Origin of the sequence: Nostoc cycadae WK-1, assembly GCF_002897135.1 — a bacterium.
Classification (GTDB): domain Bacteria; phylum Cyanobacteriota; class Cyanobacteriia; order Cyanobacteriales; family Nostocaceae; genus Nostoc_B.
In genome coordinates this window covers 179,177-202,022 of the sequence record NZ_DF978421.1, presented here as the reverse complement: position 1 = coordinate 202,022, position 22,846 = coordinate 179,177, and the positions used below count along the sequence as shown (strand labels likewise).

Below are 22,846 nucleotides of genomic sequence, written 5' to 3'. Positions count from 1 at the left end.
GCATGGTTTTCGGGGTTTGAATGTGTTGCCTCATTTTAGAGAATTGGTATTAGGACTTACGCAAGAAAACTGAGGGTGTCAGGGTATAAATGTTAAAAGCCCTGACACTCTTCTCAGACAATCTTTGTGCATATAGCATTTCCTAATCTGCTGAGGTACTGAATACATTGCTCATAAAATTAGGCAAACCCACCGAAGTTTGCTTGGAGGGAAACCCTCCTGGCAACTTCTCTCTGCGTCGGCAGTCGCTCATGGGGGAAACCCCCAAGATCGCGCTGCCTCAACTTTGCGCTTGACTCTGCGCCCCTCTGCGTTAAAAAACATTAATTCTGTGCCTCACTTAACTAGGAATAGCTATAATTCCTATCTATCTCAACTGAAATTCATCAAATTTCATAACTTCTGAATCTGGTTTGCGCGTATCAAAAAGGTAACTGCTAATTTTCCCTGTAGCTGTATCGAAGATACTAAAAACAGTAATATTATTACTAGCAAGAAAAGGCATTGGTTTACCATCATCACCTAATAGTGGTGCAATGCTTGGTACTACTGGTTCTAAACCATTAGGATCGCCCAGGGCAACATATTTCTCTTGATAACCTGTGGGAACTTCTCGCTTTCTGTCACCCCAAGCTGCACCATAAGTATTACCAACATTTGAGGTTTCTAAAAAGTGCATTCCCTCAGAACTAATAAAGCGATTCCATAAATGAGAATGACCATAAAATACTAACTGCACATTAGCAGCTTCTAGTAGGGGGACAACATCACGAATAATATAGTCGGCATTGTGAGGATATTCGTAACGCACAGATGTAATTTTATCTTGTTGATTGCGATCGATAATTTGCACTGGGTCAGTGTAGGCGGGGACAATATTATCGCCTAGGGTATGGGGCGGATGATGGAACATCACGACTTTATATTTTGCTTGTTGAAATTCCGGGCTGTTGAGTTCGGCTACTAACCAATTGTACTGTGTACTACCTTGGGCAATTGGCTCATAAATTATTTGCCCATAACCCCAATTTTCAGGATTATCTAAATCTTTGTCTGCTTCCTGATATCTACCTGGATATTTTTCGTCTAACTTGGGAGTGCGCCACATATTTGTGATGTATAAAGCTATTAAACGCACATCACCAAAACTCACTGCATAATATTTTTTTCCGCCTGTTTTACTTTGAGGTAAGGTTAAAATTTCTTCGTAGGTAGTTGTATTAAAAGAATTATCTATGAGAGATTTGCCGCTATAAAGTTTTTGAGCAACAGCACGGGGAAATGTATCATCAAATTCATTGTTTAAACTGTTTTTTCTGGCAAAGCGTCCCATGACTTCATGATTACCAATGCAACTATACATGGGTGCATGTTGAATAATTTGCCCGCCAGTATAAGTAACTTTCACGCCATCATGCTGCATTTCATATTTAGCACGACCTTGCAAACCAGGAAATAACGCATTACCCCGATTATCATCAAACCATTCCGAGGCGCGATCGCTCACATTAATTAAATCACCAGCAAACCACACAGCATCTACTCGCCCCACGGTTTCTACTACTTTTTGTAGATTTGCAGCGGTCATTGGCTTGAGTTGATGGTCGGAAGTTAAGAGAATTTTTAGTGGTGTACCAGGTTCAGGTTTAGCCGCAAGGGTAAAAACATCGCTGCTAATAGCTGCGCCATCTTCTCTCTCACTGGTAACTCGATAATTCACCCGTACCCCTGGCGTTAACTCTGTCACCTCAGCTTCGTGTCGCCAAACATCACGTTTGGTCGGTTGTTGATAAACTTGTCCATCTTGAGTTTGCTGACCAACTCGTGATTTTTGGTCTTCTCGCGTGCGGCTGAGTTTAGTCGTCGTCGCTTTGGCAATTTGCTGCAAATTTTCACCGTAAGCAACTGTATGTTTCTTGCCTACAAACTCAGTAAACCATACTACTCTGACTGAGTTTGCAGTTGGCAGTTGCAAAAATGGATCTGTCAACAGTTGCGGCGCTGCGGTCATAATGGTTTGCCCAAATGAATGCACGCTTACTAAGGTAAAGCATAGAACAAACAGAAGTACAGGCTGGAGAAATTTCATGATTTGTCCTGTTTGGAATGTTCTGCGACAAATGCAGGTGCGCGGTTATTCGCTTTGTGATCATAGATGAAGCGATGTGCAACTTATTCTTGAAACCCCACTTCCATTCCTCTCCCCTCTGCTCCTCCGCCCCCCTGCTACCTCAACGAAGATTTCCTCGTAGGGGAGCCAGTGCATTGCGGTGAGCAGTCCGTTGGGCGGCTTTGCCGACTTGTTCGCGCAGCGTCTCCGATTAGGAGAAGGAACTGCGAACCCGAAGGGGGGTTCCCCCCGTTGTAGCAACTGGCGTAAGGGGTTGGGGGTTAGGTTTGAGAAAAAGTTGCACACGGCGTTAGATTTGTGGTGAATTCGCGCAATTTGATGCAATGTCAGCGAGTAAAAACCAGCCAGATTAATTATGTACTTGCAAAACGCCGTAAGTGATTATTACTGATCTAATGGTCTAATCACAATTTCGTTAACGTTGACATGGGGTGGTTGTGTAACTGCATAAACAATACCAGAGGCGATGTCATCACTAGCGAGTGGTTTTTTGGTTTCTAGCCATGATTGAGCCCATTGTTTAGCGGTAGGATCGGTAATGCGATCGCCTAATTCTGTAGCCACAGCACCCGGCTCAATCAGTGTTACGCGGATTTTATGAATATGATTTTCTTTACGCAATGCTTCCGTAAATGCCCCTACACCAAATTTAGTAGCAGAGTAAACGGCGGCGTTAGCATTTGCTTCTAGACCAGCTGTAGAAGAAATATTCACAATATGTCCTGTACCCTGAGCTTTCATGATGGGTAAAGCTGCATGGGTAGCGTACATTAAGCCTAAAAGATTGATATTGATCATACTGCGCCATTGTTCTGTATCTGCACCGTCAATTAAGCCGAGTTGCATGACACCTGCGTTGTTGATGAGGATATCTACGCGACCAAATACAGCATTAGCTTTCTGCACAACATCATAAGCTTGGTTTTCGTCAGCGATATCAGCAGAAATGGCAATCGCCTGTCCTCCTTTTTCCGTAATGCGTTGTTGTAAAGCGGCTAGGCGATCAGCGCGACGTGCTACTAATGCCACACTAGCTCCTTCTGCGGTTAATGCTAGGGCTGTAGCCTCACCTATACCTGATGAAGCGCCGGTGACTACAGCTACTTTTGTGTTTAATTTACCTGTCATATACTCTGTTTTTTGCCACAATTGTGAACTTAAAAAATGAAAATGATGACAATACTGCGAAGGTTTTGGCAGACATTCCCTTTTTGCACGAGGAGTTGCGCTGCGACTCAAAAACTATAGCAGTATGAGAAGTTATGGCTTGGACGATCCAGGAGCAAAATCCAGTTTGTGAACGATATAGCTTTTGTAAATGGGTTTAAATGTATCCGGCGATCGCACTACTTCCCAGCCATGTTGAGCATCGGCTACAACTCTTTTGCTGTAAGCGTTTGGTGCTTTCCATGTGCTACCTTCCCAATGAATGATGGCGTTAACATCAGCGCGATCAGCTTGACATTTCACAGTCATTTCTTTCACTGCATGAATCTCATCATAAAATGTATTGACAGCGTTTTTATACCATTGATTAAATTCTTCGTGATTGTGCAACGTGGAGCTAGGAAATTGCATTTTAAAATCATTATCTGCCAGAGATAAAAAAGGCGTAATTTCCTCTGGGGGAGCATGTTGATCGAGTTTTTCGTAAAAATCTTGAGCCAGTTGACTGATTTCTAATTCACTTAAAGATGCTAACTTAAATCCCTGACCATCTCTGTGTTGTAGAAATTTGATAATTTCACCGATGCGTTTGGGGAGGTATGCTTTAAGTGTTTGCAAAGCTTGGGCGCGTTCCTCACGGTTTTGACTTTGCAACACTAACTCAACAGTAATAGAAACTTTTGTATAATTATCGTCTATCTTCTGGGCATTGATGGTAACTATATACAAAATAAAGAGGTTAGTCGCCTCCGGTATATCCATTTTCCAGACATAATTTTGGCGGTCATTGTAGAGCAATCTGTCACGTACTAACACAAGCAAATCTTTTTACACAAGCATAGCTTTATCCTTCAACTATGAATTTTTAGAGTATAGTTTGTCGCTGAGAGCTATTAAATTTGGACAAGCATCAAAGTAGTTAATCAGTAACAACTTTAATTATCTTTTGTGCTTGTCATTTGCAAGTGCTTTCCCGTTACTTTATATACGATGTATAGTTTAATCTGCTTGCTTTTTAATTATGTCTTAATAAATACTGAGTTAAGTAAAATACTTTCATATAATTGACAAAATAAAATTATATGAATAAAGGCTGAAAGCTTAATTTTTGGTTTATTTGATTTTGAGAAATCAAAACTTACATCAAAAAAGTTCGCAGTAATGTCAATTTATTACGAAATTTATCTATGCGTAACTTCTAGCTAGATTTTTCGGCATTGCATAAATGCGGGATGAAATCATAAAATTCCATTTTTAAAACTCTTGCTCTTTGCGCGGCAGTCGCTTTAAGTCGGCAGAGACGCCCAACACGCTGCCTTGCCTTTGCGTGAGACAAAAATCATCCCCTGATCTGGCCGAAGTGTCACACAGAATTCAACTCTAAATTCTTGCTCCTGACTCCTGAGAGGATGTTTGATAATTTATGTCTGGGAAATTCCTAATGCAAGTAATTGAGCGATTGTAAAAAACCGTAATTTTGACCGAAATTCCTACTGACTTCTGACTGCTGAGGTTTATTTAGATCACAAGGAAAAGTTAAATTTCTATTAAAATATGTCAGTTACTAGCATATGTAACAAACTCTACTAAATTTTGGAGGGAAAACCGTTAACTTAATGACAGCCATAAATGTAATTCAGGCTACATTAACATGCGACTAGAGCAGTTGCAAGCTTTTTTAGCGATCGCCGATAGTGGTAGCTTCCAACAAGCAGCCAGACAATGTGGTGTCACCCAATCAACTATCAGTCGCCAGATTCAAGCCTTAGAAGCAGATTTGGGTGTGGAACTGTTTCACCGCAACACTCATGCTAAATTAACCTTGGGCGGAGAACGTTTATTACCCCGTGTCCGCAAAATTTGTCAGGAATGGCAAGTTGCTACACAAGAGTTAACAGATTTAATGGCAGGAAAACAGCCAGAATTGTGCATTGCCTCAATTCACTCGTTATGTGCTTCTTACCTACCGCCAGTATTACAAAAATTCTGTCGTGATTATCCCGAAGTACAATTGCGGGTAACATCTTTGGGCAGCGATCGCGCCTTAAAAGTTCTCAAAGATGGTTTAGTAGATTTAGCGATCGTGATGAATAATCGCTTTTTAACCACCGGTAGAGAAATGGTGGTGGAAGTTTTATACGATGAACCAATAGAAGTCCTCACCGCAGCGAATCATCCTCTCGCTCAATATGAACGTATCCCTTGGTCAGAATTGGTGCGTTATCCCCAAGTAGTATTTAAAGATGGTTATGGAATGCAGCGATTAGTCCAAGATAAATTTGAGCGCTTAGAAGCTACACTTCATGCGGCTTTAGAAGTTAATACCCTTGATGCCTTCCGGGGAGTTGTACGTCAAGGCGAATTAATAGCCTTACTTCCTACTTCCGCCTTAGTCGAAGCCCGTCATGATCTAACCTTAGCAGTTCGCCCCTTAGCCAATAGTCCGTTAGATAATGCTGGCTTGACTCGTCGTGTAGTGATGGTAACAACTCAAGACCGCTTGCATATTCCCCCAATTAAGCACTTTTGGGAACTAGTCTTAGAAAATATTCCCCTGCAATTAGAAGAACAGCGATCGGCTTCCTGAAGTATGATGAGTCAACAGTCCATAGTCAATGGTCAAAAGTCTGTACTAATGACCATTGACAAATGACCAACGACTAATATGAGCAATATCTTCAGGGAACTACTAAAAAAAGTAGGTAGTGGCAATCATACGGGAGAAAATTTAACTCGTACTGAAGCTGCGATCGCTACTAAAATGATGTTGCTGGGAGAAGCAACACCAGCCCAAATCGGTGCATTTTTAATTGCCCATCGCATCAAACGACCAACGGGCGCAGAATTGGCAGGGATGTTAGATGCTTATGATGAACTAGGGGCAAAACTCCAAGCAATTCCATCTGCATCTCCAGTTATTGTACTGGGCATACCCTATGATGGCAGAACCCGTACTGCACCCATTAGCCCCGTCACAGCTTTACTCCTAGCGGCGGCTGGACAACCTGTGGTGATGCACGGTGGCGATCGCTTGCCCACAAAATATGGTTTACCTTTAATAGAAATATGGCAAGGTTTAGGTATAGATTGGACTGCTTTAGAGTTACCTCAAACCCAGCAAGTCTTTGAACAAACAAAAATTGGCTTTATCTATACACCAAATCATTTTCCCTTAACCCAAAGTCTTTGGGAATACCGCGACCAACTTGGTAAACGTCCGCCCTTTGCCACAATGGAATTAATTTGGTGTCCTTACGCTGGGGATGCTCATTTAATTGCTGGGTTTGTCCACCCACCGACAGAAGGAATGTTTCAAGCTGCATTAGAGCTAAGAGGTGTGAAAAACTATACCTTAATTAAAGGGTTAGAAGGTAGTTGTGATTTACCACGCGATCGCACTGCAATTATCGCTTTATCAGCAACCCCCAATTTAGAAAGATTGCTGTTATCTCCCCATGATTACGGCTTCACTACCAAAAATGTCCCTTTAGGAACTACAGAAGAATTAATTACCCACATTCAAGATGTTCTCGCCGGAAAACCAGGAGAATTAATGCAAACAGCCTTGTGGAATGGGGGTTTTTATCTCTGGCGCAGTGGGATTTGTTCAGATATGCGATCGGGTATAGCCAAAACAGAAGAACTATTAACTAATGGTACAGTTGCTGCCAAACTTCAAGAACTCAGCCAAATCGTCAAGTCAGCCTCAGAGAATACCTTGCAACATATTTAGTTGCTCGCCAACTCTTAGCGCGAAAACAAAATTAGGACTTACGCATACTCTGCGATTTTTTTGTGTTCTTATTATGTTGAACAGCTAGTAGAAATTAATCTCATATACAGAGGTGTATCACTAGGAGCATTTGCCAATAGTGTTACTTCACCTTTGTTGTTAAACACCCAACCATTAGCAGGTACATTGGCTAATACATTGTTAGTGTTGGGCTTAACATTAGGAATAGCGATCCCTGCTCTTTGATTTATCACGCTGCTAATTTTAGTTATCCGAGTATCTGACCATACTATATCGCTACTGAGTGCTAAATGAGGGCTAGGTGGCAAACCTCCGCGTCCTGTAACGATAAGCTCGCCACCCTCCTTAGCATTAGCAGAACAACCAGAAGCGATCGCCTGTGAAGCATCTACCAAACTTGTAGGTAAGTTAACTAAACCACGGCTAGGGTCTACATCTGGTGTATTAATAGTTACATTGCCAGCAAAACCAAACTCAGAACTAGCATCAATATTATTAGCTGTGTCCCCTGGACTAGATCTACCTACTTCAAACCCAAAGATATTATTGGCTGTAATGTTAATATTGCCACCTCGTCCTATAAAGGCAGTAGCAATAATGTCATTATTTTGTTTGGGAACTGCAACTACAAAACCATTAGAGGCATCGATATTGATATTTCCACCGTTAGCATTATTGAAAGCTTGAGCAGAAATCAGGCTTTGATTTTGTAAAAACAAAAGTTTTAAGCCCTGCAAAGAGATATTAGCCCCCTCTTTGGCGTTGGTTTCAGCAGTTAAACTACCTCTGTTAAGGCGCAGTTCATTAGTTGTAATGATTAAGTTACCAGCAGCACCAGAACCTACACCATTAACTGTCACGCGTCCTCCATCTCCAACATTGAGTCTAGGGGTTGTAATGTTTAAGTTACCTGCTCTTCCTGATGCTTCAGCTTGAGTAAACAAGGTACTAGGTACAAAAGTAGAACCGATCATTCCTGTACCAATAACCTGAACAAAATCGTCAGCATTTACAGTTAAAGTTCCACCAGGGCCTTCACCAAAAGAACCCGCTCTAATTGCACCGCCATTTTGAACTACTAACTGTCTAACATTTAATGTCGCGGTTCCTCCTTGACCAGTACCAAAGTTATCTGCTGAAATTCTCGCTCCCTTCTCGACAGTGAGCCGCCCAGTAGTAATATTTAAACTACCGCCATTCTCGGTAGTTCCCCTCTCTGCGGAAACCAGAATGTTGCTTCTACTCAAATCGTCTGCTGTCGATGCAAACCCACTCAAAAGGACAAAATCGCCAGCATCAATAGTTAAATTTCCACCGCTACCACCACTGCGAGCCGAAGTTGATATCTGCGCTCCTCCTAAAACATTTAACTTCTGCGTCTCAATTTTTAAATTTCCACCATCACCTGTGGCTCCTTGTTCAACTTGAGCAAACAAGCCACTAGCTTGCACATTATCTGGAGTCCTACCTTCAACTGTTACCAAGTCAGATGCTATTACTCTTAAATCTCCTGCATCACCTGCACCAAAAGTTGAAGTTGAAACCTGCGCTCCATCTTTAAGAATCAAACGTCCAGTTTCAATTGTTAATGTACCTCCTTGTTGAGTAGCTTCTAAATCAGCTACGGCAAAAAGACCGCTAGGAACATTAAAAATTGGCGAGTTACCTGTTATTTCTACTGATTCCGTGGCTCTTACATTTAAATTTATTCCTTGACCTGTACCATAGGTAGTTGTTGAAACTTGCGCTCCTCCTTGAATAATCAAGCGTTTAGTAGCAATTTCTAAACTTCGACCTTCACCTGTAGCTTCACCCTCAACTTCATTAGACAAACCAGTGACGAATAAATCTTCTGGATTCCCCACTAGTTCTAATTGCTCGGAAGCATTGATCTGAAGATTTCCGGCTTGACCACCAGTTCCAGCTAAGGAGCTAATTTGACTACCTTCAGTCACGGAAACTAGCCTTCCTTGAATTTTGATGTCAGCACCCATTAAATCACTGGAACCAATAAAAGCTGCCTGATTTAAAGTAATGTCTTGAAAGTTTTGTACACCTGCATAACCTAACATCCAGCCCTTATCTATAGGAGTCAGACTAACTACACTATTACCAGAAACACTACCCAACTCAATTCTCCCTCCCGGTGTGGTTAAGAAGCCGCCTTCTAGGGCTACTTCACCACCCACAAGTGCTAAAGTCTTTCCTGTAGGTATCTGAAGCCCAATCGGATTGTCATTTAAATCTAATGAAGCTGCTTGATTGACAATTCTACCGGGCGTTTGATTAAATATCAGACCTATTGGTCGGCTGATAGTTAGCAGAGGTGTAGTTCCATTTGTTGTGGTATTAAATACAGTGCCATCAGCAAAAGCCAATTTACTAGCAGTAGTTGCAATAAAAGAGCCACCAACATCAAGTGAAGCATTGGGGCCAAAAATAATTCCATAAGGATTAAGTAAAAACAAGTTAGCTGCTGGATTAGTACGAATTAACCCATCAATGTTAGAAATAGAGTTACCTGTGACACGGCTGATGATGTTCTCGACAGTCACAGCGTTATTGAAATAAGCAACGCTACCTGTAGGTACAGAAAACTGCTCAAAGCTATGAAAAAGATTGTTACCTACTCTAGTACCACCTGTAATTTCACAGTCGATACAATTAGGCGGAACGATAGAGTTTTGGGGTAAAGAGGTATCTGGAATAATTTGTGCTGTAGTTGGTTGAGTAGCTAACAGACATAACAAAAAACCTCCGGTAGAAGCCCAGACTCTGAATGACGATATGTGCATGACTTTGAGCAGCTTTAGCTTTATAGAAATGAATTGTGAGTTGTGCTGTTAATACAACAACCTAAACAGGTGGCGTTGGTTGAATGCGATTTACTTTAAACTTGTTTCTTTTTCAGCTTGAATAACAACCCTATACTCACAGCAGCTAAAGCCCCAAGAGTGGCACTAGGTTCAGGGACAGCATTTGGTATGTCTCGCTCAAAACGATTTTGGATGAGAACGTCGCCACCTATTAATTCGATAGAACCATCAGAAGAAGTGAAAGTACGACTTGCTCTGCCTAAGATATTTTCTTCCTGGATATAAGACAAATTGTTGACAGCTTGATTGTGGTCAAATCCAAAGCTGGCAAAGTATAAGCGATAATTCAATACTGGTTCAGTTTGTCCTGGGCGAACAATACTATATGAGATAAATTCGTCATCTTGAATAAATTCTGCCCGTAAATCTGCATCAAATGGAATGGTATTAGGAACAAAAGGTCGATCTGGATTAAAAATGAGGAAGCCATTCGCATCTAAAACATAACGACCTGTGTTAATGGAACTTGCAGGACAATTGGGTTGAAAACCAAGATTACCACCGTTAATACAAACTTCTCCATTCCCTGATATATAGTCTTGTATAGCTCCTAGAAATAGACCTACTCTTAAGTCACTGGCACTATCAGTTATTTCACTGCCATCCCTGGCGGTATTAACTAAATTAAATTGAGCAAGCGCATTTTGTTGGTCTGAGCCTGTTTGAGAATATGTGTTAGTTCTAAGTCTTCTTTGTGCTGCGGCTGGTTCTACAAAACTTAGAATTACAGGAACTGCTGACAAGGTAATAGCAAACGCTAATTTGATTATTGACATTTTCACCAGGGCTATCAAAACTATCTTGAATGCAAAAGAGAAAAGCTGTGTTTACAGCAAAATTGGAAAATCGTGATGTTGATTTTTTGTGTATTGAACTAGTTCCAACCTATTTTGTTTTTCGCTTGAGGAGTAGACCTATACTTACAGCAGCTAAAGCCCCAAGAGTGGCACTAGGTTCAGGGACAGCATCTGGTATATTTCGCTCAAAACGATTTTGGATGAGAGCGTCGCCTATTCCTAAATCGGTGAAATCATCAAAAACTATTACGGGACGCGCTCTGCCTAAGACATTTTGTTCCAGAATATAAGACAAATTGTTGATAGCTTGATTTTGATCAAATCCAAAGCTGGCAAAGTCTAGGCGATAACTGTACAATGGTTCAGTTTGTCCTGGGCGGATAATACTATATGCAATACTGTCTCGAATACCTCCAAATTGAGATTCAAACAGTTGATCTTGTTCAATAAATTCTGCCCGTAAATCTGCATCGAATGGAATAAATCCAGCATCAGGAATGAAAGGGTAATCTGGATTTAAAATCGGGAACCCAGAAGCATCTAAAACATAACGACCTGTACCGCTATAATCAGAAGGGCAATTAGGCTGGTTAGCTTCACGGTCAGGGTTAAGACAAACTTCTCCCACCCCTTCTACATAGTCTTGTATGGCTCCTTGAAATAGACCTAATCTTGAGCTACTGGCACTATCAGTTATTGCACTACCATCCCTAGCCGTATCAACTAAATTGAATTGAGCATCCACACCTTGCTCGTTTTCTCCTGTTTGAGAGTATGTATTAGCTCTAAGTCTTCTTTGTGCTGCGGCTGGTTCTACAAAACTTAGAATTACGGGAACTACTGTCAAGCTAATAGCAAACATTAACTTGATTATTGCCATCTTTTGTTTACCTACCTGTACCTTGAAAAATGAGTGAACAAGAATAAGTCGCCACAGTTAAATTCCCGACTATGTAGACAAAATGAGTCTGTCCTTCAGCAACAATTTGCCGAAAGCTAACTACATATAAGTCTGCTAAGGATGTAGACTTTGTTTACATAGCTTGGAATTCTATGCTGAGGTAATTTGTCGAAATGTGATACACCCAAATAAGTTTGTTTACTGCTTTTTTTGAGAACATTGCTACTGTCCGTATACAGTAGCAATGTTCTCTGGCAAAAATACTACAGTGTAATGATGTTTAAATTACAATATTTACGGATTTTTAGCAAGAAATTTATAAAAATCTTACACTTTTCAACAGTGTTTTCCCTTAATCAATGCAAGTGCTAGTTATTATCTAGTCATTAATTTATCAAATTTTCTCATTTATGGGATGTAGTAATTAATACATAATTAAATATTATCAGTTAGAAGTGATTCAGTTTGGATGAAAATAAAAAAGCTATGTCTAGTTTAGAGGAAGCGATCGCCTGTCCTGTTTGTTACAAAACTCTCACTACCGCACCACAAGATTGCAATCAGTGTCACAATTACTTTCGTAATGAACTAGCAAAACTACCCTCTGCTTCACTAGATTTAACTCCTGAGCGAATCAAGGGTGAGATTGATGATGCTGTTGATTCACAACCTCTACGCACAGAGCTATTTCGTTTACCAATCATTTCCTTTTTATACGAGCGCATCCTACCACCAATTTGGGCGATGGGGTTACGTAATGTTGGTGGGATTGATATTGAATTTCAGGAGTGTAGAGAATTTTTTGGTCAAAACTTGGGAATTGTAGCTGATATTAGTTGTGGTACAGGTATTTTTTCCCGACGTTTGGCATTATTGCAGCAGTGTGAACAAATTATTGCACTGGATTACTCAGAGGCAATGCTAGGGCAAGTACAACAACAAATGCAACTAGAGGGCATATCACCATCGCAGATAACCATCATTCGAGGCGATGTCGCAGCGTTACCCTTTACACCAAATTCTCTAGATGCAGTTTATAGTGGCGCTGCCATGCACTGCTGGCCTGATGCTACACAAGGACTACGCAATATTTATCAAGCATTGCGTAGTGGCGGTAAGCTGTTTGCAACTACATTCCTGCAACCGTTACCTAGTATAGTTTTTCGCTTTTTCACTCCAGATGAATTGCCGCAAATGGCGATCGCCGCAGGGTTTCATCCAGACTGTGTACAGCTAGAAACTCGCGGAGTATATGGAATTATTAAATGTGTTAAGTAAATTACTTGCCAACCGATAATACTAAACCTTCACAGGCTAGTAAACCTTGGGCAAAAACAGATTTAACATCGGTTTGCACTTGATCAAGAAAATCATCATCGTCGTCTGGATGATGATGAGAAATAACTAACTGCTTTACTGCGGCAGTTTGGGCTAATTCTACAGCCGCTTGCCAGTGTAAATCAGAAGATTCATGGTTGTTAGCTGTAGGCGGACTGTAAGTAGCATTGGCAATCAGCAAATCCACACCTTTTACCAGCTGTAAAATCTGCTCTTGATCAACAGGATCAGCATTTTTGGTTAAATCACTGATATAAGCAACACTTTTGTTTTGCCAAGAAACTCGGTAGCCAACAGAACGCTGAGTTTGATTAATCAATGCCGTGGAGATCGCCACATCATCTAACTGCACCTCGCCACCAGGGAGCAAATTATAGAACTGCAATTCCGACTGCATCACCTGGAATGGATAAGGAAAGTGTGGCTGTAGCATTTGGTCGCAGAGGCATTGTTTAATCGAAGCACTATTAGAAGCAGCCGAACCGTAAATATGAAAGCGGTTTTCTGGGACAAATGCTGGTGCAAAAAAAGGAAACCCTTGAATGCGATTCGATTGGGAGTTGGTAAAAAATAAATGTGCTTCTATGGGCTGTTGCAGTTGTCGCAAAGATTTACCGAGTATGCGTATACCAGTTCCACCATCAAAAATCAAGCGTTTACCTGCTACTTGTATTTCTACACAAGCAGTGTTGCCGCCATAGCGATTGGCATTACTAGCAGGGGTGGCAATTAAACCCCTAACACCCCAAAACTGCACAAAAAATTCACCCGCTGAACTAATAGGAGACGTAGTTGCGGTTTCAGTTACGGAACTTTGGAAATCCGACGGCGCAAGATTTGACATTTTTCTGAAAAATTAGACCTTACTGAGCAGGTCATCGTAGTGCCGCACTTCTAATAGTCGGTTTTTTTCGTCCACAATGACTACCGTAGGAGAGTAATTTTTTAACTCTTCCAAAGAGAACTGCCCGTAAGCCATTATAATCAAGCGATCGCCTACAATGCCTAGACGTGCCGCCGCCCCATTTAATTCAATAATTCCCGAATTAGCTGGAGCCGTGATTGTATATGTAATGAAGCGCTCACCATTGGCAACGTTAACTACTTGCACTTGCTCGTAGGGTAAAATGCCAGCTTTTTCTAACAATATTTCATCAATGCTGATACTTCCTACATAATTAATATTTGCCCCGGTGAGGGTGCAGTTGTGTATTTTCGCCAAAAGGACTGTACGCTGCATTTCGTTTTGAAGTTTTTGTGGCCAGATAGGCAATTTGCAAATATCAAGCTGTTTATTTTTGCGATTACCTGACTCTAGTATAGGAAAGCAGGAGGCAGTCTTTGTGAATTTTGTACCTAGCACTTCGTGAAGTTGAAGAGTTAGGAGTTAAGAATCAACACTCCTAACTCAGCAATGCTTATTTAGCAGCTTTAATGCACTGTTCTACTAAGGCTGAGACTTTACCGACATCTTGCCAACCAAGAATTTCTGTTACTTTCTTTTCCAAGTTTTTATAACTGCGGAAAAATTCAGCAATTTCATCTAAACGGTGTGGCGCTACGTCGTTAAGAGATTTGACATGGGTATAGCGTGGGTCTTTGTCTGGTACACAAAGAATTTTTTCATCGCGATCGCCACCATCAATCATCTCTAACATACCTATTGGTCGCGCAGCAATAATACAACCAGGGAAAGTTGGCTCATCGATAATCACCATCCCATCCAGCGGGTCGCCATCATCAGCCAAAGTATTCGGCACAAAGCCGTAATCGAATGGATATCTTACCGAAGAATAAAGCACTCGGTCTAGGGCAAAAGCTTCCAGTTCTTTGTCATACTCGTATTTATTCTTGCTCCCGCCTGGGATTTCAATCAGAACATTGAGAATACCCGGTTTTGGTTGAGCAGGAATACGGGATAAGTCCACAACAAAACTCCTTGGCTAAGGGTGAATCGGGGATGCACTCTGTTTAGTTCCCCGTGTAGAATTTTATGGCCAAGATGCACTTCTTCCCAAAGTATTTTCTAACAGGCGCTAAATACAACAAATATCAACCAAAAGATTATCCTTACTTTTAACCAAAATACTGATTGCAATTTATTAGCTGAAGCCACTCTATCTGCATAGTAATTATTGTTGCAAGTGATGATTATTCCATCAGAGGGATGTGCGATTAATTAATCATGGATAATCTAAAATCAACCTCTAATCAATAAACATCAGAATTATGCCATCTGCAAAACCATTGTATGGCACAGAACTAGTAGATTGTGCCAGAGCAAACGCCAAGCAAGGAATTGAAACCGCTGCCTATCAATGTGGCTATGGTGATGATCTCAACACTTTTGCTCAAGAACTCCGTCAAGCTTGTGCAGAAATGAATTTACAAGTCAAGGAATTGAGTGAATTAATTACTGATCAAGACATGATCCTAGAAATAGGTACTGGTGAAATTATTGCCCCAGATACAGCTTCAGAATTATAAAAACTGCTGACCATTCCTAAAAACATTTAACTTTGAATTGCGAATAGGAATACTCTGTAAATTTGGTGCGATCGCCCTTCACTACAATTAAATCTTACGCTGCTTGATTGGCTGGGCGGGATTACCTGCATAGATTGTCATCGCTTCTAAAGAACGGCCTGTAACTCCACCCAAAGTCAATACTGCACCCTTCCCAACACTTACTCCAGGGCCAATTATCGACTTAGCAGCAATCCAACTACTTTCTTGAATGTGAATTGGTGCAGTAATTAATTTAAAATCAGGATGACTCCAGTCATGGTTGCCTGTGCAGAGATACACGCCTTGAGATATACACACATGACTTTCAATCGTTACAGTTGCTAGATTATCAATCCAAGCATCTTCCCCAATCCACACATGATCACCGACAACTAGCCGCCAGGGAAACTTCACACGCACACCTGGTTTAATCCGCACATTCTCACCTATCTGCGCTCCAAAACTGCGAAGTATCCAAACTTTTAAGATTGAAGCAGTTAACCACCGATTCTGCACCACAGAAAAACCAAGGAAATACCACAACACTTGTTTCCATAAAGGTGCGCCAGGAGTATAAGTATCAGTAGTATAGCTATCTAACCGCATATATCAAGCTAATAAATTGTCAATTAAATATAGAAATCATCAAGCAAATTAAACTGTAAATTTTTTGTTATGCCGTACGACCAAGTATAAAAATATCTTGGCGTTTAGATGTTTACTCTTAATCAGACACCGAGTGAGTTCAGGATAAAATTACCTCAGCCAAAGTCAAATATCCTGTTATTTGAGGCTTCAACAATTTTATCTATATTTGCATATTTTCAACTTATATTCTTCATGAACCAGTTTACCATTCTCTTGAAGACACACAGGATAACTCCTATTGAACTGTCTACATAGAGAAGACATTCATGAGACTAGTGTGATTAATTTAAACTTCATAAATTTACTTGAAAAGCTTACCAAATCAGCTTATGAGATTTTTTAAGGCAATTAAATTCACGTATATCTACGAGGATTTGTTTGACGATATATGAATTTATGGTAAATTTACTCAGGCAGAATGTGAAGTCTTCTGATTTAGTGAGGAGGTACGATTGATCACTGTTCTCAGAGTTCGTTTAATTCCTGTAACCTTGTACGAAACAAAGGTCTCATATCCAAAACCTAGTTTCTTCATTCATTTAACTTAGTGTTAGTCCCAAATTAAGATTGCGTGATCAGTTTCTTCTGAAAATTAGATCTAGAGCTTATTTTAGGAGAAGCAATCGTCAAAAAGTGTGTTCATAGTTCATTTCTCAATACTTCTAAATTGTTAGATAGAAGTTATGTTCCCGATATAAAGACAATCCGGCTAAGAGGTTCCATGAAGCATTTCAATCACTTTGTGACAGTAGCAGAATCAACTGCTCCTGTTATTTATGCTAGGTTCTTTTGGGCTATTTCAGGCTGTAAAGCTAATCTTGTCCCAATCAACAAAAGCAATAACAGGTATGTTGAGAAAAAGAATTTTAGTCTCAATAAGTTTTTGACAAATAGGCAATTGACGCAGGATGAAACTCCATCCACGAATATCCAAGCTAGTACGGCCATAAAACTGAGTGTGTATCGCTTAGTTTCAAATCGCCTTACTTACGGTGGAGAAATGCTTGTAGGCAGCGCTGATACAGAGACGTGTACTGCCAGAACTAACTTTAATATCACAGCAGAAAGCGTCAATTGCTAAATAATTATGAAGAAGATTAAATATATCAAGTTTTGCGTCCTCGCTGCTCTTTCGCTGCTTTTGAGCTTCTCTGGCGTAATTTATGCACAAACAACCACCACTGGTCAAACAGTTTTAACAACTCAAGTTCCTAGTACTTTCAAGACTGATGGAATTCCCTATGAATTAGGCATGAAATTCCGCAGTGCCACAGAGGGACAAATTAGCTCCATTCGCTACTGGAAAGCTTCTAACGAGACAGGAACTCACGTCGGCAGAATCTGGTCGGCAGCAGGAACTCAACTGAGTAGTGTTACTTTTACTAACGAGACTGATTCTGGTTGGCAGCAACAGGCTCTAAATACACCACTGAATATTCAAGCGAATACGACCTATGTGGTCTCTGTCAACACTAATGCTTATTATGCAGTTACAGTTGGTGGATTTATTAACACCATACTCAATGGTAACTTGAGTTCACTGGGAGTTAACAATGGGGTTTTTAACACGACTGTAGGTGCGTTCCCCAATAATTCTTACCTGAATTCAAACTATTTCCGTGACATTAATTTTGTTGCTGCTGCCCAATCAACACCAACACCAACACCAACACCAACACCAACACCAACACCAACGCCAACACCAACATCGACATCGACCATTCCGTCGAGTGCGATCGCTCCTTGGCCAGTCTTTCAGCGTATAGATGCGCTCAAGTTTTCGTCCCGTGTTGGGTTAACAACAGTCTGGGGAGATTATTTTGAAAACAGTGAAGATCCATTCTTCCTTTCACCTGGTGAACAGACCCAAGAACTGTCGAATACGTCCGGCGGCAATTATGCAATCTACAACAACATTGATTTAGGCAGTGGTGTGGAAGCACTGATGCTCCGTGTTGCGTTGGCTTCAGGCACTAACGTTGTTGAAGTCCGTTTAGGCTCGGCTAGTGGTACTGTATTGGGAACATGTACCATCAACAGTACCGGTTCTGTGTCAACCTACCGTACTGTTCCTTGTCCTTTGAATACAAGCCTTGCCAAAGATAAACAAAACCTAGTTATCAGGTTCCCAGGCACCAACAGCACAATGCGCTTTAATTGGTTTGCTTTCTGGGCTAAGGATACAACGCAGACAATTGACCAGATACAAAAATGGCAATCTACCACTATGGTCAACAAACCTGCACCTGTGATACCAATTGCTGGTAGCCCAGTGCGGACAAAAGATTTGCTTCCTGCAAGTTCTGCGACACTAGCGAAATCATACGGTCTATGGTCTCCTGGAAAAACTTGGGAATGTCCTAAATGGATACACGACACTTATTGGGTAAAAGCTGACGATAATAAAATCTACCCAACTTGGCACCCACCAGTAGACTTTAACCCAGAAACAAACACTTATTGTACCTATGGTCATGAGCATGGCGATAACCCACTCAGTTCAGAAGTATTTACTACTGCGGGTATGCCAGCTTTCGGCTATATCAACGAACAGCACGCAATTAATGACCCAGCTAATCCCAGACATGAAGACCACTATGGGCATAAGGTTTTTGTGGCCAATAACTGGACTATGTACAATGCTAACAATAGCAGTAGCACAACAAAATGTGATGTACTTGTAAAACTACATATGGGTTCACATTCACCCGATGCACTCACAAATACGGCACATGAAATGTTTGTGGCTGGTAAATGCGATGGACAACAACCTTTCAATGTCAAACAGTTTGGCTTGTTTGGTGCGCCTGGGTACTTCAAAGAACCTGAAGCAACTTACTGTGACGCATCCTTGCCTTCGGGTATTACGCCGAACCCGCTCAATCAGCCAACAGACGGCGCTCATCGAGCCATTCCTACCAAGGACTGCTATACGCGTGGCTCTCAAGACGAACAGTCTTCTTTAGTTCAAAACAGAACACCTGAATACTGGCTAACACAATTCGTACGAGGTGACTTTTACTTTAGAGTCACAAATCCTGCCCGTTTTTATGATGCGTCTTCTGCAACGAAGATTGGCAGAACGGTAGATTTGTGTTACTCCCCTACTCATCCTCTTGCTAAAACCTTGTTATGCCAAGAAACCCTTGCAGCTGGTAGCCAAGTAGTGTGGGATGATCCTCGTTCACCTTTCCGAGGAACAGTTGGTATAGGGAGTCACTTTTCTGGATTAGCCTTTAATAACTCTCCATCTTCTGTAATTTATACAGATGCCTATGGCAAAAATGCCAGAACATCGCCCGATCCTTCTAAGGAGATTACCTATAAGCAAATCGTCCCAATTCAAGGATTTGATTATAAGGTAGATGGTCATGACAGCCTCTTCCCAAATGCAGACTATTCTGCATTCGGGAGAAATGGTGTCCGAGCGCCTAACTAAATAGTGTAGTCATATTAAAAAGCAGCCTTTAATTTTACTTACAGGCTGCTTTTTGTTCAAGATTACTATGCGGGGAATTTTAAGAAAGGAGATATGCAAATAATATTGTTAGTTGATTTTATGATGTTTGTGTAGGATCAACTTCTCCATTTCAATCAAACGAGTAGCGAGAAGAATTTCTGCTAATACACGTTGGAAAGCATAGTACCAACCTTCCCAACCATCAAAAATGCCACCTTTGAGAATTAAGCAATAAAACAATATAATAACGGGAGCAAGAATTTTTTGCCTACGGATGCGATCGCTCCAACTCAATTCTTGTATTGGTGTTTCTAAGAGTTTTTTTACTTCAATTACCATATAACGATCCTGCGCCCACAGCCAACGACTTAAGGGTTTTTGATCATCATGATGAATATATGCAGATAGCATTGCAGATTTACCATCTACCAAAACTCGGTGAGCATGACCATCATCTTGATAAATTGCTTTTTCTCTCTTGTAGAGGACTTTACGCGGTGGCAGCAGTGTACCACGCAAAGGTTTACCAAAGACACAATATTTGAATCGAATACTGTAACTATCTATATCTGAATCTGCCGGTAGTGCTTGAATTTCATCAATTAACTCATCCGTTAAAACATAATCAGCATCTAGCGAAAGCACCCACTGAGACGAAATTTTGGTTAAGCCATAATTGCATTGACCAGCAAAAGTATCAAACTTTCTTTGAAATATTTCTACCTGGGGATAAGAACTCAAAATTTCTAGAGTTGTATCTGTACTATAACTATCAATAACTACTATTACAGTTGCCCAATGCAATTTTTCTAGAGTGCGAGCAATATTTGGTGTTTCATTATATGTCAGAATGAGTGGCGTAATTTCTTCTCTCATACAATTAATTACAGAATTTTTTTTCCTTTTTACTTTTATCTCTCCATCAAAGAATTTAATTTTGTCTCATTATTGAGAGCTTGATTACTAATTAAATATTCAAAATCATCCAGATATAACTGGGCAATACGTTGATAACTATATTCAGCTGCTTTCTGGCTAGTTTCAATACTGATTTGATGTCTTGTCTGGTGATTCAAAATCACAGATGACATAACTGTAGCTAGGTTGTTTGCAGCATCAGGACTCCGATGTTCAAAGTAAAATCCTGTTTCCTCGTTTTTAATATAGTCTTGAAAACAGCTTAAGTAGGAAACTATTGGTACCAACCCAGTAGCCATCGCTTCTAAAGGGGCAATCGGAAAAGCTTCACCTTTTTCTGCTAAAGAAGGGTAGCAAAAGACATCAGCTTGTCGATACACTTCCACTAATTTTGTAGGTTCAAAAATTGGCTCAAGAAACTCTACATTTAGTTCCTTTGCTTGCAGTTTTAACTTATTTAAATAATTGTCACCCCCACCACCTTGACTGCCTTTACTTGGCCCAATAATCCTCAATTTCACCTGAGAAATTTGTTGTGACAAAATAGAAAACCCATCTATTAGCAGATGAATACCTTTCTCTGGATGAATTCTTCCCACATATAAAATTATCTTTTCTCCACTATCTGTCCGATTTTGTGTGGGTGGAGAAAAAACGCGAGTATCGACTGGGTTAGGAATTAATCGCATACGTGGAATTGCAGCTGGATACTGTTGTGCAATTCCTTGCCAAATGGACTTTGACAACACAATAAAGCGGTCTGCACGATGATATAGAGAGTATTGTCCTTTAGGAAATCGACCGACACTGATGACAATTTTACCAACCTGACTACGTAGTGGTGCAAACACAGGTAGCCAAAAATCGTTGATCACCAAAATATCAGCAGATGGTAAGGTAGGAAATGTTTGAAGAGCGTAGGCTAAGTCTTTGAGTAAGTCTAACCAGATGTTTGGACTTTGGGAAAAGCCTCCGCGACGGATATATCTCACACCATTGATGGTTTCTGTGGGGGGTTGTCCTGGATAAGCCCGACATAGGATAGTTACTTGATGACCAGCGGCCGCAAATTCTTCGGCCAAGCCTTGCCAAAGACGGTGATGCGCTCCTCCTTGTAGGGTCGGAATAGGTAGCCAGGGGCCTGTAGCAATGGTAATAATCAAGCCTACCTCCTTAAGCGGAATAAAACTGAACACAACTAGGGGGTTCACCACCAGCCAGAATCCACTGGTAAACACTGGACATATCTTGGGCGATCGCATTCCAAGAATATTTTGCTTTCACTAAATTTCTGCCTTGAACACCCATTGCTTGTCGTTCACGTTCCGACATCTCCATTGCTTGTACTAAAGCATTTGTTAGATCAGGCTGGCTAATCTCAACCCACCAGCCACAGTTATATGTTTCTAAATCTTCCCAAGGTGCGCCTTTTGTAGTGATCACGGGTACGCCATAAGCTAAAGACTCAGCAATTGCAATTCCAAAATTTTCGGAATGAGTTGGCAGAATAAATAAATCAGCGTTACTAAATGCAGAGGCTTTCTGTTCACCTGATAGCATTCCTGTAAATGTCACCTGTGACTGCAATTGTAATGTGGCTGTGATTTCTTCTAATTTGGATTGATAGCCAATTAAGTCAGAACCAGCAATGAGCAAATGCCAATCAGGAAATTGCTTTACCAGTGTTTTCCAAACAAATAGTAAGTTATCTAGACCTTTTTTGGGATGAATCCTTGAGAGAAACAGTAACCATTTTTTGTCAGCTATTTGGGGAAATAGCCTAATTAAAACTTCTCGACTAGGTTGAGTATCTAGGTTAGGAAGACTAACTCCATTGGGAATCACAGCGATTGGTTGATGAAAATTGAGTTGGCGTAGGGAGTTGGCTTCTTCTTGAGAAGTTGCATGAAAGGCGATCGCTTTCTGGAGATTCTCTCGTTCATACAAAAACCAGGCTGGTAGTTTTTTAAACCAACTGTTCCGTAAAGACCATGATTCTAACATTCCTCTAGGAGAAGTGATTAATGGTAGATTATTCCTTACAGCTGCTTGTCGGGCGTAAATATTAGGAAACATCCACAGACCGTGATTATGAATTAAATCTAACTCTGCTGCTGCCAAATTTTGTAAAGCATAACCAGCACTTGGCTGAAATCCCCGCAAATATTTTGCTAGTTTGGTTGCAGTGTAACTGTGGAGATTGACATTTTTTGTAGCGACTTGTTTACCATGTCCTTGATAGTCCAGGGTAAATAAATGCGGGTAAATTCCTTGTTCAGATAAAGCTTGCGCTAGGTTCGTTACCGAATAAGCTGGCCCACCACTATTTTCATTAATATTGGCAACTA

General features: G+C 40.8%; 19 protein-coding genes. 6 read left to right on the top strand and 13 right to left on the bottom strand.

Annotated elements, in window-relative coordinates:
- Window positions 1–367: 367 nt before the first annotated feature.
- From NCWK1_RS00795 to NCWK1_RS00785, 3 genes are all read right to left on the bottom strand, one after another.
- The gene (locus NCWK1_RS00795) at window positions 368–2,011 is read right to left on the bottom strand and encodes a purple acid phosphatase family protein (RefSeq protein WP_187308016.1); all 1,644 of its coding nucleotides are present in this window, start codon (window positions 2,009–2,011) and stop codon (window positions 368–370) included.
- Window positions 2,012–2,515: 504 nt separating this feature from the next.
- Window positions 2,516–3,259: an SDR family NAD(P)-dependent oxidoreductase gene (locus tag NCWK1_RS00790; RefSeq protein ID WP_096582255.1), complete on the bottom strand. Its 744-nt coding sequence runs from the start codon at window positions 3,257–3,259 to the stop codon at window positions 2,516–2,518.
- A 132-nt stretch (window positions 3,260–3,391) separates the two neighbouring features.
- On the bottom strand, window positions 3,392–4,114 hold the full coding sequence (locus NCWK1_RS00785) for a hypothetical protein (protein ID WP_146033922.1): 723 nt from the start codon (window positions 4,112–4,114) through the stop codon (window positions 3,392–3,394).
- 835 nt (window positions 4,115–4,949) lie between these two features.
- Between NCWK1_RS00785 and NCWK1_RS00780 the strand changes: the two genes are divergently transcribed.
- The gene (locus NCWK1_RS00780; RefSeq protein WP_103123375.1) at window positions 4,950–5,885 is read left to right on the top strand and encodes a LysR family transcriptional regulator; all 936 of its coding nucleotides are present in this window, start codon (window positions 4,950–4,952) and stop codon (window positions 5,883–5,885) included.
- A 78-nt stretch (window positions 5,886–5,963) separates the two neighbouring features.
- Window positions 5,964–7,031: an anthranilate phosphoribosyltransferase family protein gene (locus NCWK1_RS00775; RefSeq protein ID WP_103123374.1), complete on the top strand. Its 1,068-nt coding sequence runs from the start codon at window positions 5,964–5,966 to the stop codon at window positions 7,029–7,031.
- A gap of 71 nt (window positions 7,032–7,102) precedes the next feature.
- On the opposite strand, the gene NCWK1_RS00770 is transcribed toward NCWK1_RS00775, so the two are convergent.
- The 3 genes from NCWK1_RS00770 to NCWK1_RS00760 form a co-directional block, all read right to left on the bottom strand.
- Entirely contained in the window at window positions 7,103–9,847 is a 2,745-nt protein-coding gene (locus tag NCWK1_RS00770; protein WP_103123373.1) for a two-partner secretion domain-containing protein, read from the bottom strand.
- 95 nt (window positions 9,848–9,942) lie between these two features.
- On the bottom strand, window positions 9,943–10,704 hold the full coding sequence (locus NCWK1_RS00765; RefSeq protein WP_103123372.1) for a PEP-CTERM sorting domain-containing protein: 762 nt from the start codon (window positions 10,702–10,704) through the stop codon (window positions 9,943–9,945).
- A gap of 109 nt (window positions 10,705–10,813) precedes the next feature.
- On the bottom strand, window positions 10,814–11,605 hold the full coding sequence (locus tag NCWK1_RS00760) for a PEP-CTERM sorting domain-containing protein (RefSeq protein WP_096582267.1): 792 nt from the start codon (window positions 11,603–11,605) through the stop codon (window positions 10,814–10,816).
- A gap of 507 nt (window positions 11,606–12,112) precedes the next feature.
- Here NCWK1_RS00760 and NCWK1_RS00755 point away from each other — a divergent pair.
- Window positions 12,113–12,904, top strand: coding sequence for a class I SAM-dependent methyltransferase (locus tag NCWK1_RS00755; RefSeq protein WP_103123371.1), 792 nt, complete (start codon window positions 12,113–12,115; stop codon window positions 12,902–12,904).
- Window position 12,905: 1 nt separating this feature from the next.
- On the opposite strand, the gene NCWK1_RS00750 is transcribed toward NCWK1_RS00755, so the two are convergent.
- The 3 genes from NCWK1_RS00750 to NCWK1_RS00740 all read right to left on the bottom strand — a co-directional run bounded on the left by NCWK1_RS00750 (window position 12,906) and on the right by NCWK1_RS00740 (window position 14,892).
- Window positions 12,906–13,808, bottom strand: coding sequence for an MBL fold metallo-hydrolase (locus NCWK1_RS00750; protein WP_103123370.1), 903 nt, complete (start codon window positions 13,806–13,808; stop codon window positions 12,906–12,908).
- 12 nt (window positions 13,809–13,820) lie between these two features.
- A complete protein-coding gene (gene panD / locus NCWK1_RS00745; protein WP_096582276.1) occupies window positions 13,821–14,204 on the bottom strand; it encodes an aspartate 1-decarboxylase in 384 nt (127 codons plus the stop codon).
- A 178-nt stretch (window positions 14,205–14,382) separates the two neighbouring features.
- On the bottom strand, window positions 14,383–14,892 hold the full coding sequence (locus tag NCWK1_RS00740) for an inorganic diphosphatase (protein ID WP_096582278.1): 510 nt from the start codon (window positions 14,890–14,892) through the stop codon (window positions 14,383–14,385).
- A 301-nt stretch (window positions 14,893–15,193) separates the two neighbouring features.
- Between NCWK1_RS00740 and NCWK1_RS00735 the strand changes: the two genes are divergently transcribed.
- The gene (locus NCWK1_RS00735) at window positions 15,194–15,451 is read left to right on the top strand and encodes a hypothetical protein (protein WP_015112673.1); all 258 of its coding nucleotides are present in this window, start codon (window positions 15,194–15,196) and stop codon (window positions 15,449–15,451) included.
- Window positions 15,452–15,538: 87 nt separating this feature from the next.
- Here the strand turns inward: NCWK1_RS00735 and NCWK1_RS00730 are convergent, their stop codons facing one another.
- On the bottom strand, window positions 15,539–16,078 hold the full coding sequence (locus NCWK1_RS00730) for a WcaF family extracellular polysaccharide biosynthesis acetyltransferase (protein ID WP_103123369.1): 540 nt from the start codon (window positions 16,076–16,078) through the stop codon (window positions 15,539–15,541).
- Window positions 16,079–16,841: 763 nt separating this feature from the next.
- Here NCWK1_RS00730 and NCWK1_RS00725 point away from each other — a divergent pair.
- Both NCWK1_RS00725 and NCWK1_RS00720 read left to right on the top strand, forming a co-directional pair.
- Window positions 16,842–17,201, top strand: a complete 360-nt coding sequence (locus tag NCWK1_RS00725) for a hypothetical protein (RefSeq protein ID WP_096582282.1) — start codon at window positions 16,842–16,844, stop codon at window positions 17,199–17,201.
- A gap of 6 nt (window positions 17,202–17,207) precedes the next feature.
- Window positions 17,208–19,559: a DUF4082 domain-containing protein gene (locus tag NCWK1_RS00720; RefSeq protein WP_103123368.1), complete on the top strand. Its 2,352-nt coding sequence runs from the start codon at window positions 17,208–17,210 to the stop codon at window positions 19,557–19,559.
- A 108-nt stretch (window positions 19,560–19,667) separates the two neighbouring features.
- Here NCWK1_RS00720 and NCWK1_RS00715 read toward each other — a convergent pair whose 3' ends face one another.
- The 3 genes from NCWK1_RS00715 to NCWK1_RS00705 form a co-directional block, all read right to left on the bottom strand.
- Complete coding sequence (locus tag NCWK1_RS00715; RefSeq protein WP_096582286.1) at window positions 19,668–20,456, bottom strand: glycosyltransferase family 2 protein; 789 nt, start codon at window positions 20,454–20,456, stop codon at window positions 19,668–19,670.
- A gap of 35 nt (window positions 20,457–20,491) precedes the next feature.
- Window positions 20,492–21,661 (bottom strand): glycosyltransferase family 4 protein, encoded by a 1,170-nt coding sequence (locus NCWK1_RS00710; protein ID WP_096585509.1) that lies wholly within the window; start codon window positions 21,659–21,661, stop codon window positions 20,492–20,494.
- Window positions 21,662–21,671: 10 nt separating this feature from the next.
- On the bottom strand, window positions 21,672–22,846 hold a 1,175-nt coding region (locus NCWK1_RS00705; RefSeq protein WP_103123367.1), incomplete at its 5' end, for a glycosyltransferase.

Excerpts from the sequence above, each read along its gene's own strand:
- NCWK1_RS00795 (WP_187308016.1), bottom strand. The coding sequence starts at position 2,011 with ATGACCGCAGCGCCGCAACTGTTGACAGATCCATTTTTGCAACTGCCA.
- NCWK1_RS00790 (WP_096582255.1), bottom strand. The coding sequence starts at position 3,259 with ATGACAGGTAAATTAAACACAAAAGTAGCTGTAGTCACCGGCGCTTCA.
- NCWK1_RS00780 (WP_103123375.1), top strand. The coding sequence starts at position 4,950 with ATGCGACTAGAGCAGTTGCAAGCTTTTTTAGCGATCGCCGATAGTGGT.
- NCWK1_RS00775 (WP_103123374.1), top strand. The coding sequence starts at position 5,964 with ATGAGCAATATCTTCAGGGAACTACTAAAAAAAGTAGGTAGTGGCAAT.
- NCWK1_RS00770 (WP_103123373.1), bottom strand. The coding sequence starts at position 9,847 with ATGCACATATCGTCATTCAGAGTCTGGGCTTCTACCGGAGGTTTTTTG.
- NCWK1_RS00765 (WP_103123372.1), bottom strand. The coding sequence starts at position 10,704 with ATGTCAATAATCAAATTAGCGTTTGCTATTACCTTGTCAGCAGTTCCT.
- NCWK1_RS00760 (WP_096582267.1), bottom strand. The coding sequence starts at position 11,605 with ATGGCAATAATCAAGTTAATGTTTGCTATTAGCTTGACAGTAGTTCCC.
- NCWK1_RS00755 (WP_103123371.1), top strand. The coding sequence starts at position 12,113 with ATGTCTAGTTTAGAGGAAGCGATCGCCTGTCCTGTTTGTTACAAAACT.
- NCWK1_RS00750 (WP_103123370.1), bottom strand. The coding sequence starts at position 13,808 with ATGTCAAATCTTGCGCCGTCGGATTTCCAAAGTTCCGTAACTGAAACC.
- panD (WP_096582276.1), bottom strand. The coding sequence starts at position 14,204 with ATGCAGCGTACAGTCCTTTTGGCGAAAATACACAACTGCACCCTCACC.
- NCWK1_RS00735 (WP_015112673.1), top strand. The coding sequence starts at position 15,194 with ATGCCATCTGCAAAACCATTGTATGGCACAGAACTAGTAGATTGTGCC.
- NCWK1_RS00730 (WP_103123369.1), bottom strand. The coding sequence starts at position 16,078 with ATGCGGTTAGATAGCTATACTACTGATACTTATACTCCTGGCGCACCT.
- NCWK1_RS00725 (WP_096582282.1), top strand. The coding sequence starts at position 16,842 with ATGAAGCATTTCAATCACTTTGTGACAGTAGCAGAATCAACTGCTCCT.
- NCWK1_RS00720 (WP_103123368.1), top strand. The coding sequence starts at position 17,208 with ATGAAGAAGATTAAATATATCAAGTTTTGCGTCCTCGCTGCTCTTTCG.
- NCWK1_RS00715 (WP_096582286.1), bottom strand. The coding sequence starts at position 20,456 with ATGAGAGAAGAAATTACGCCACTCATTCTGACATATAATGAAACACCA.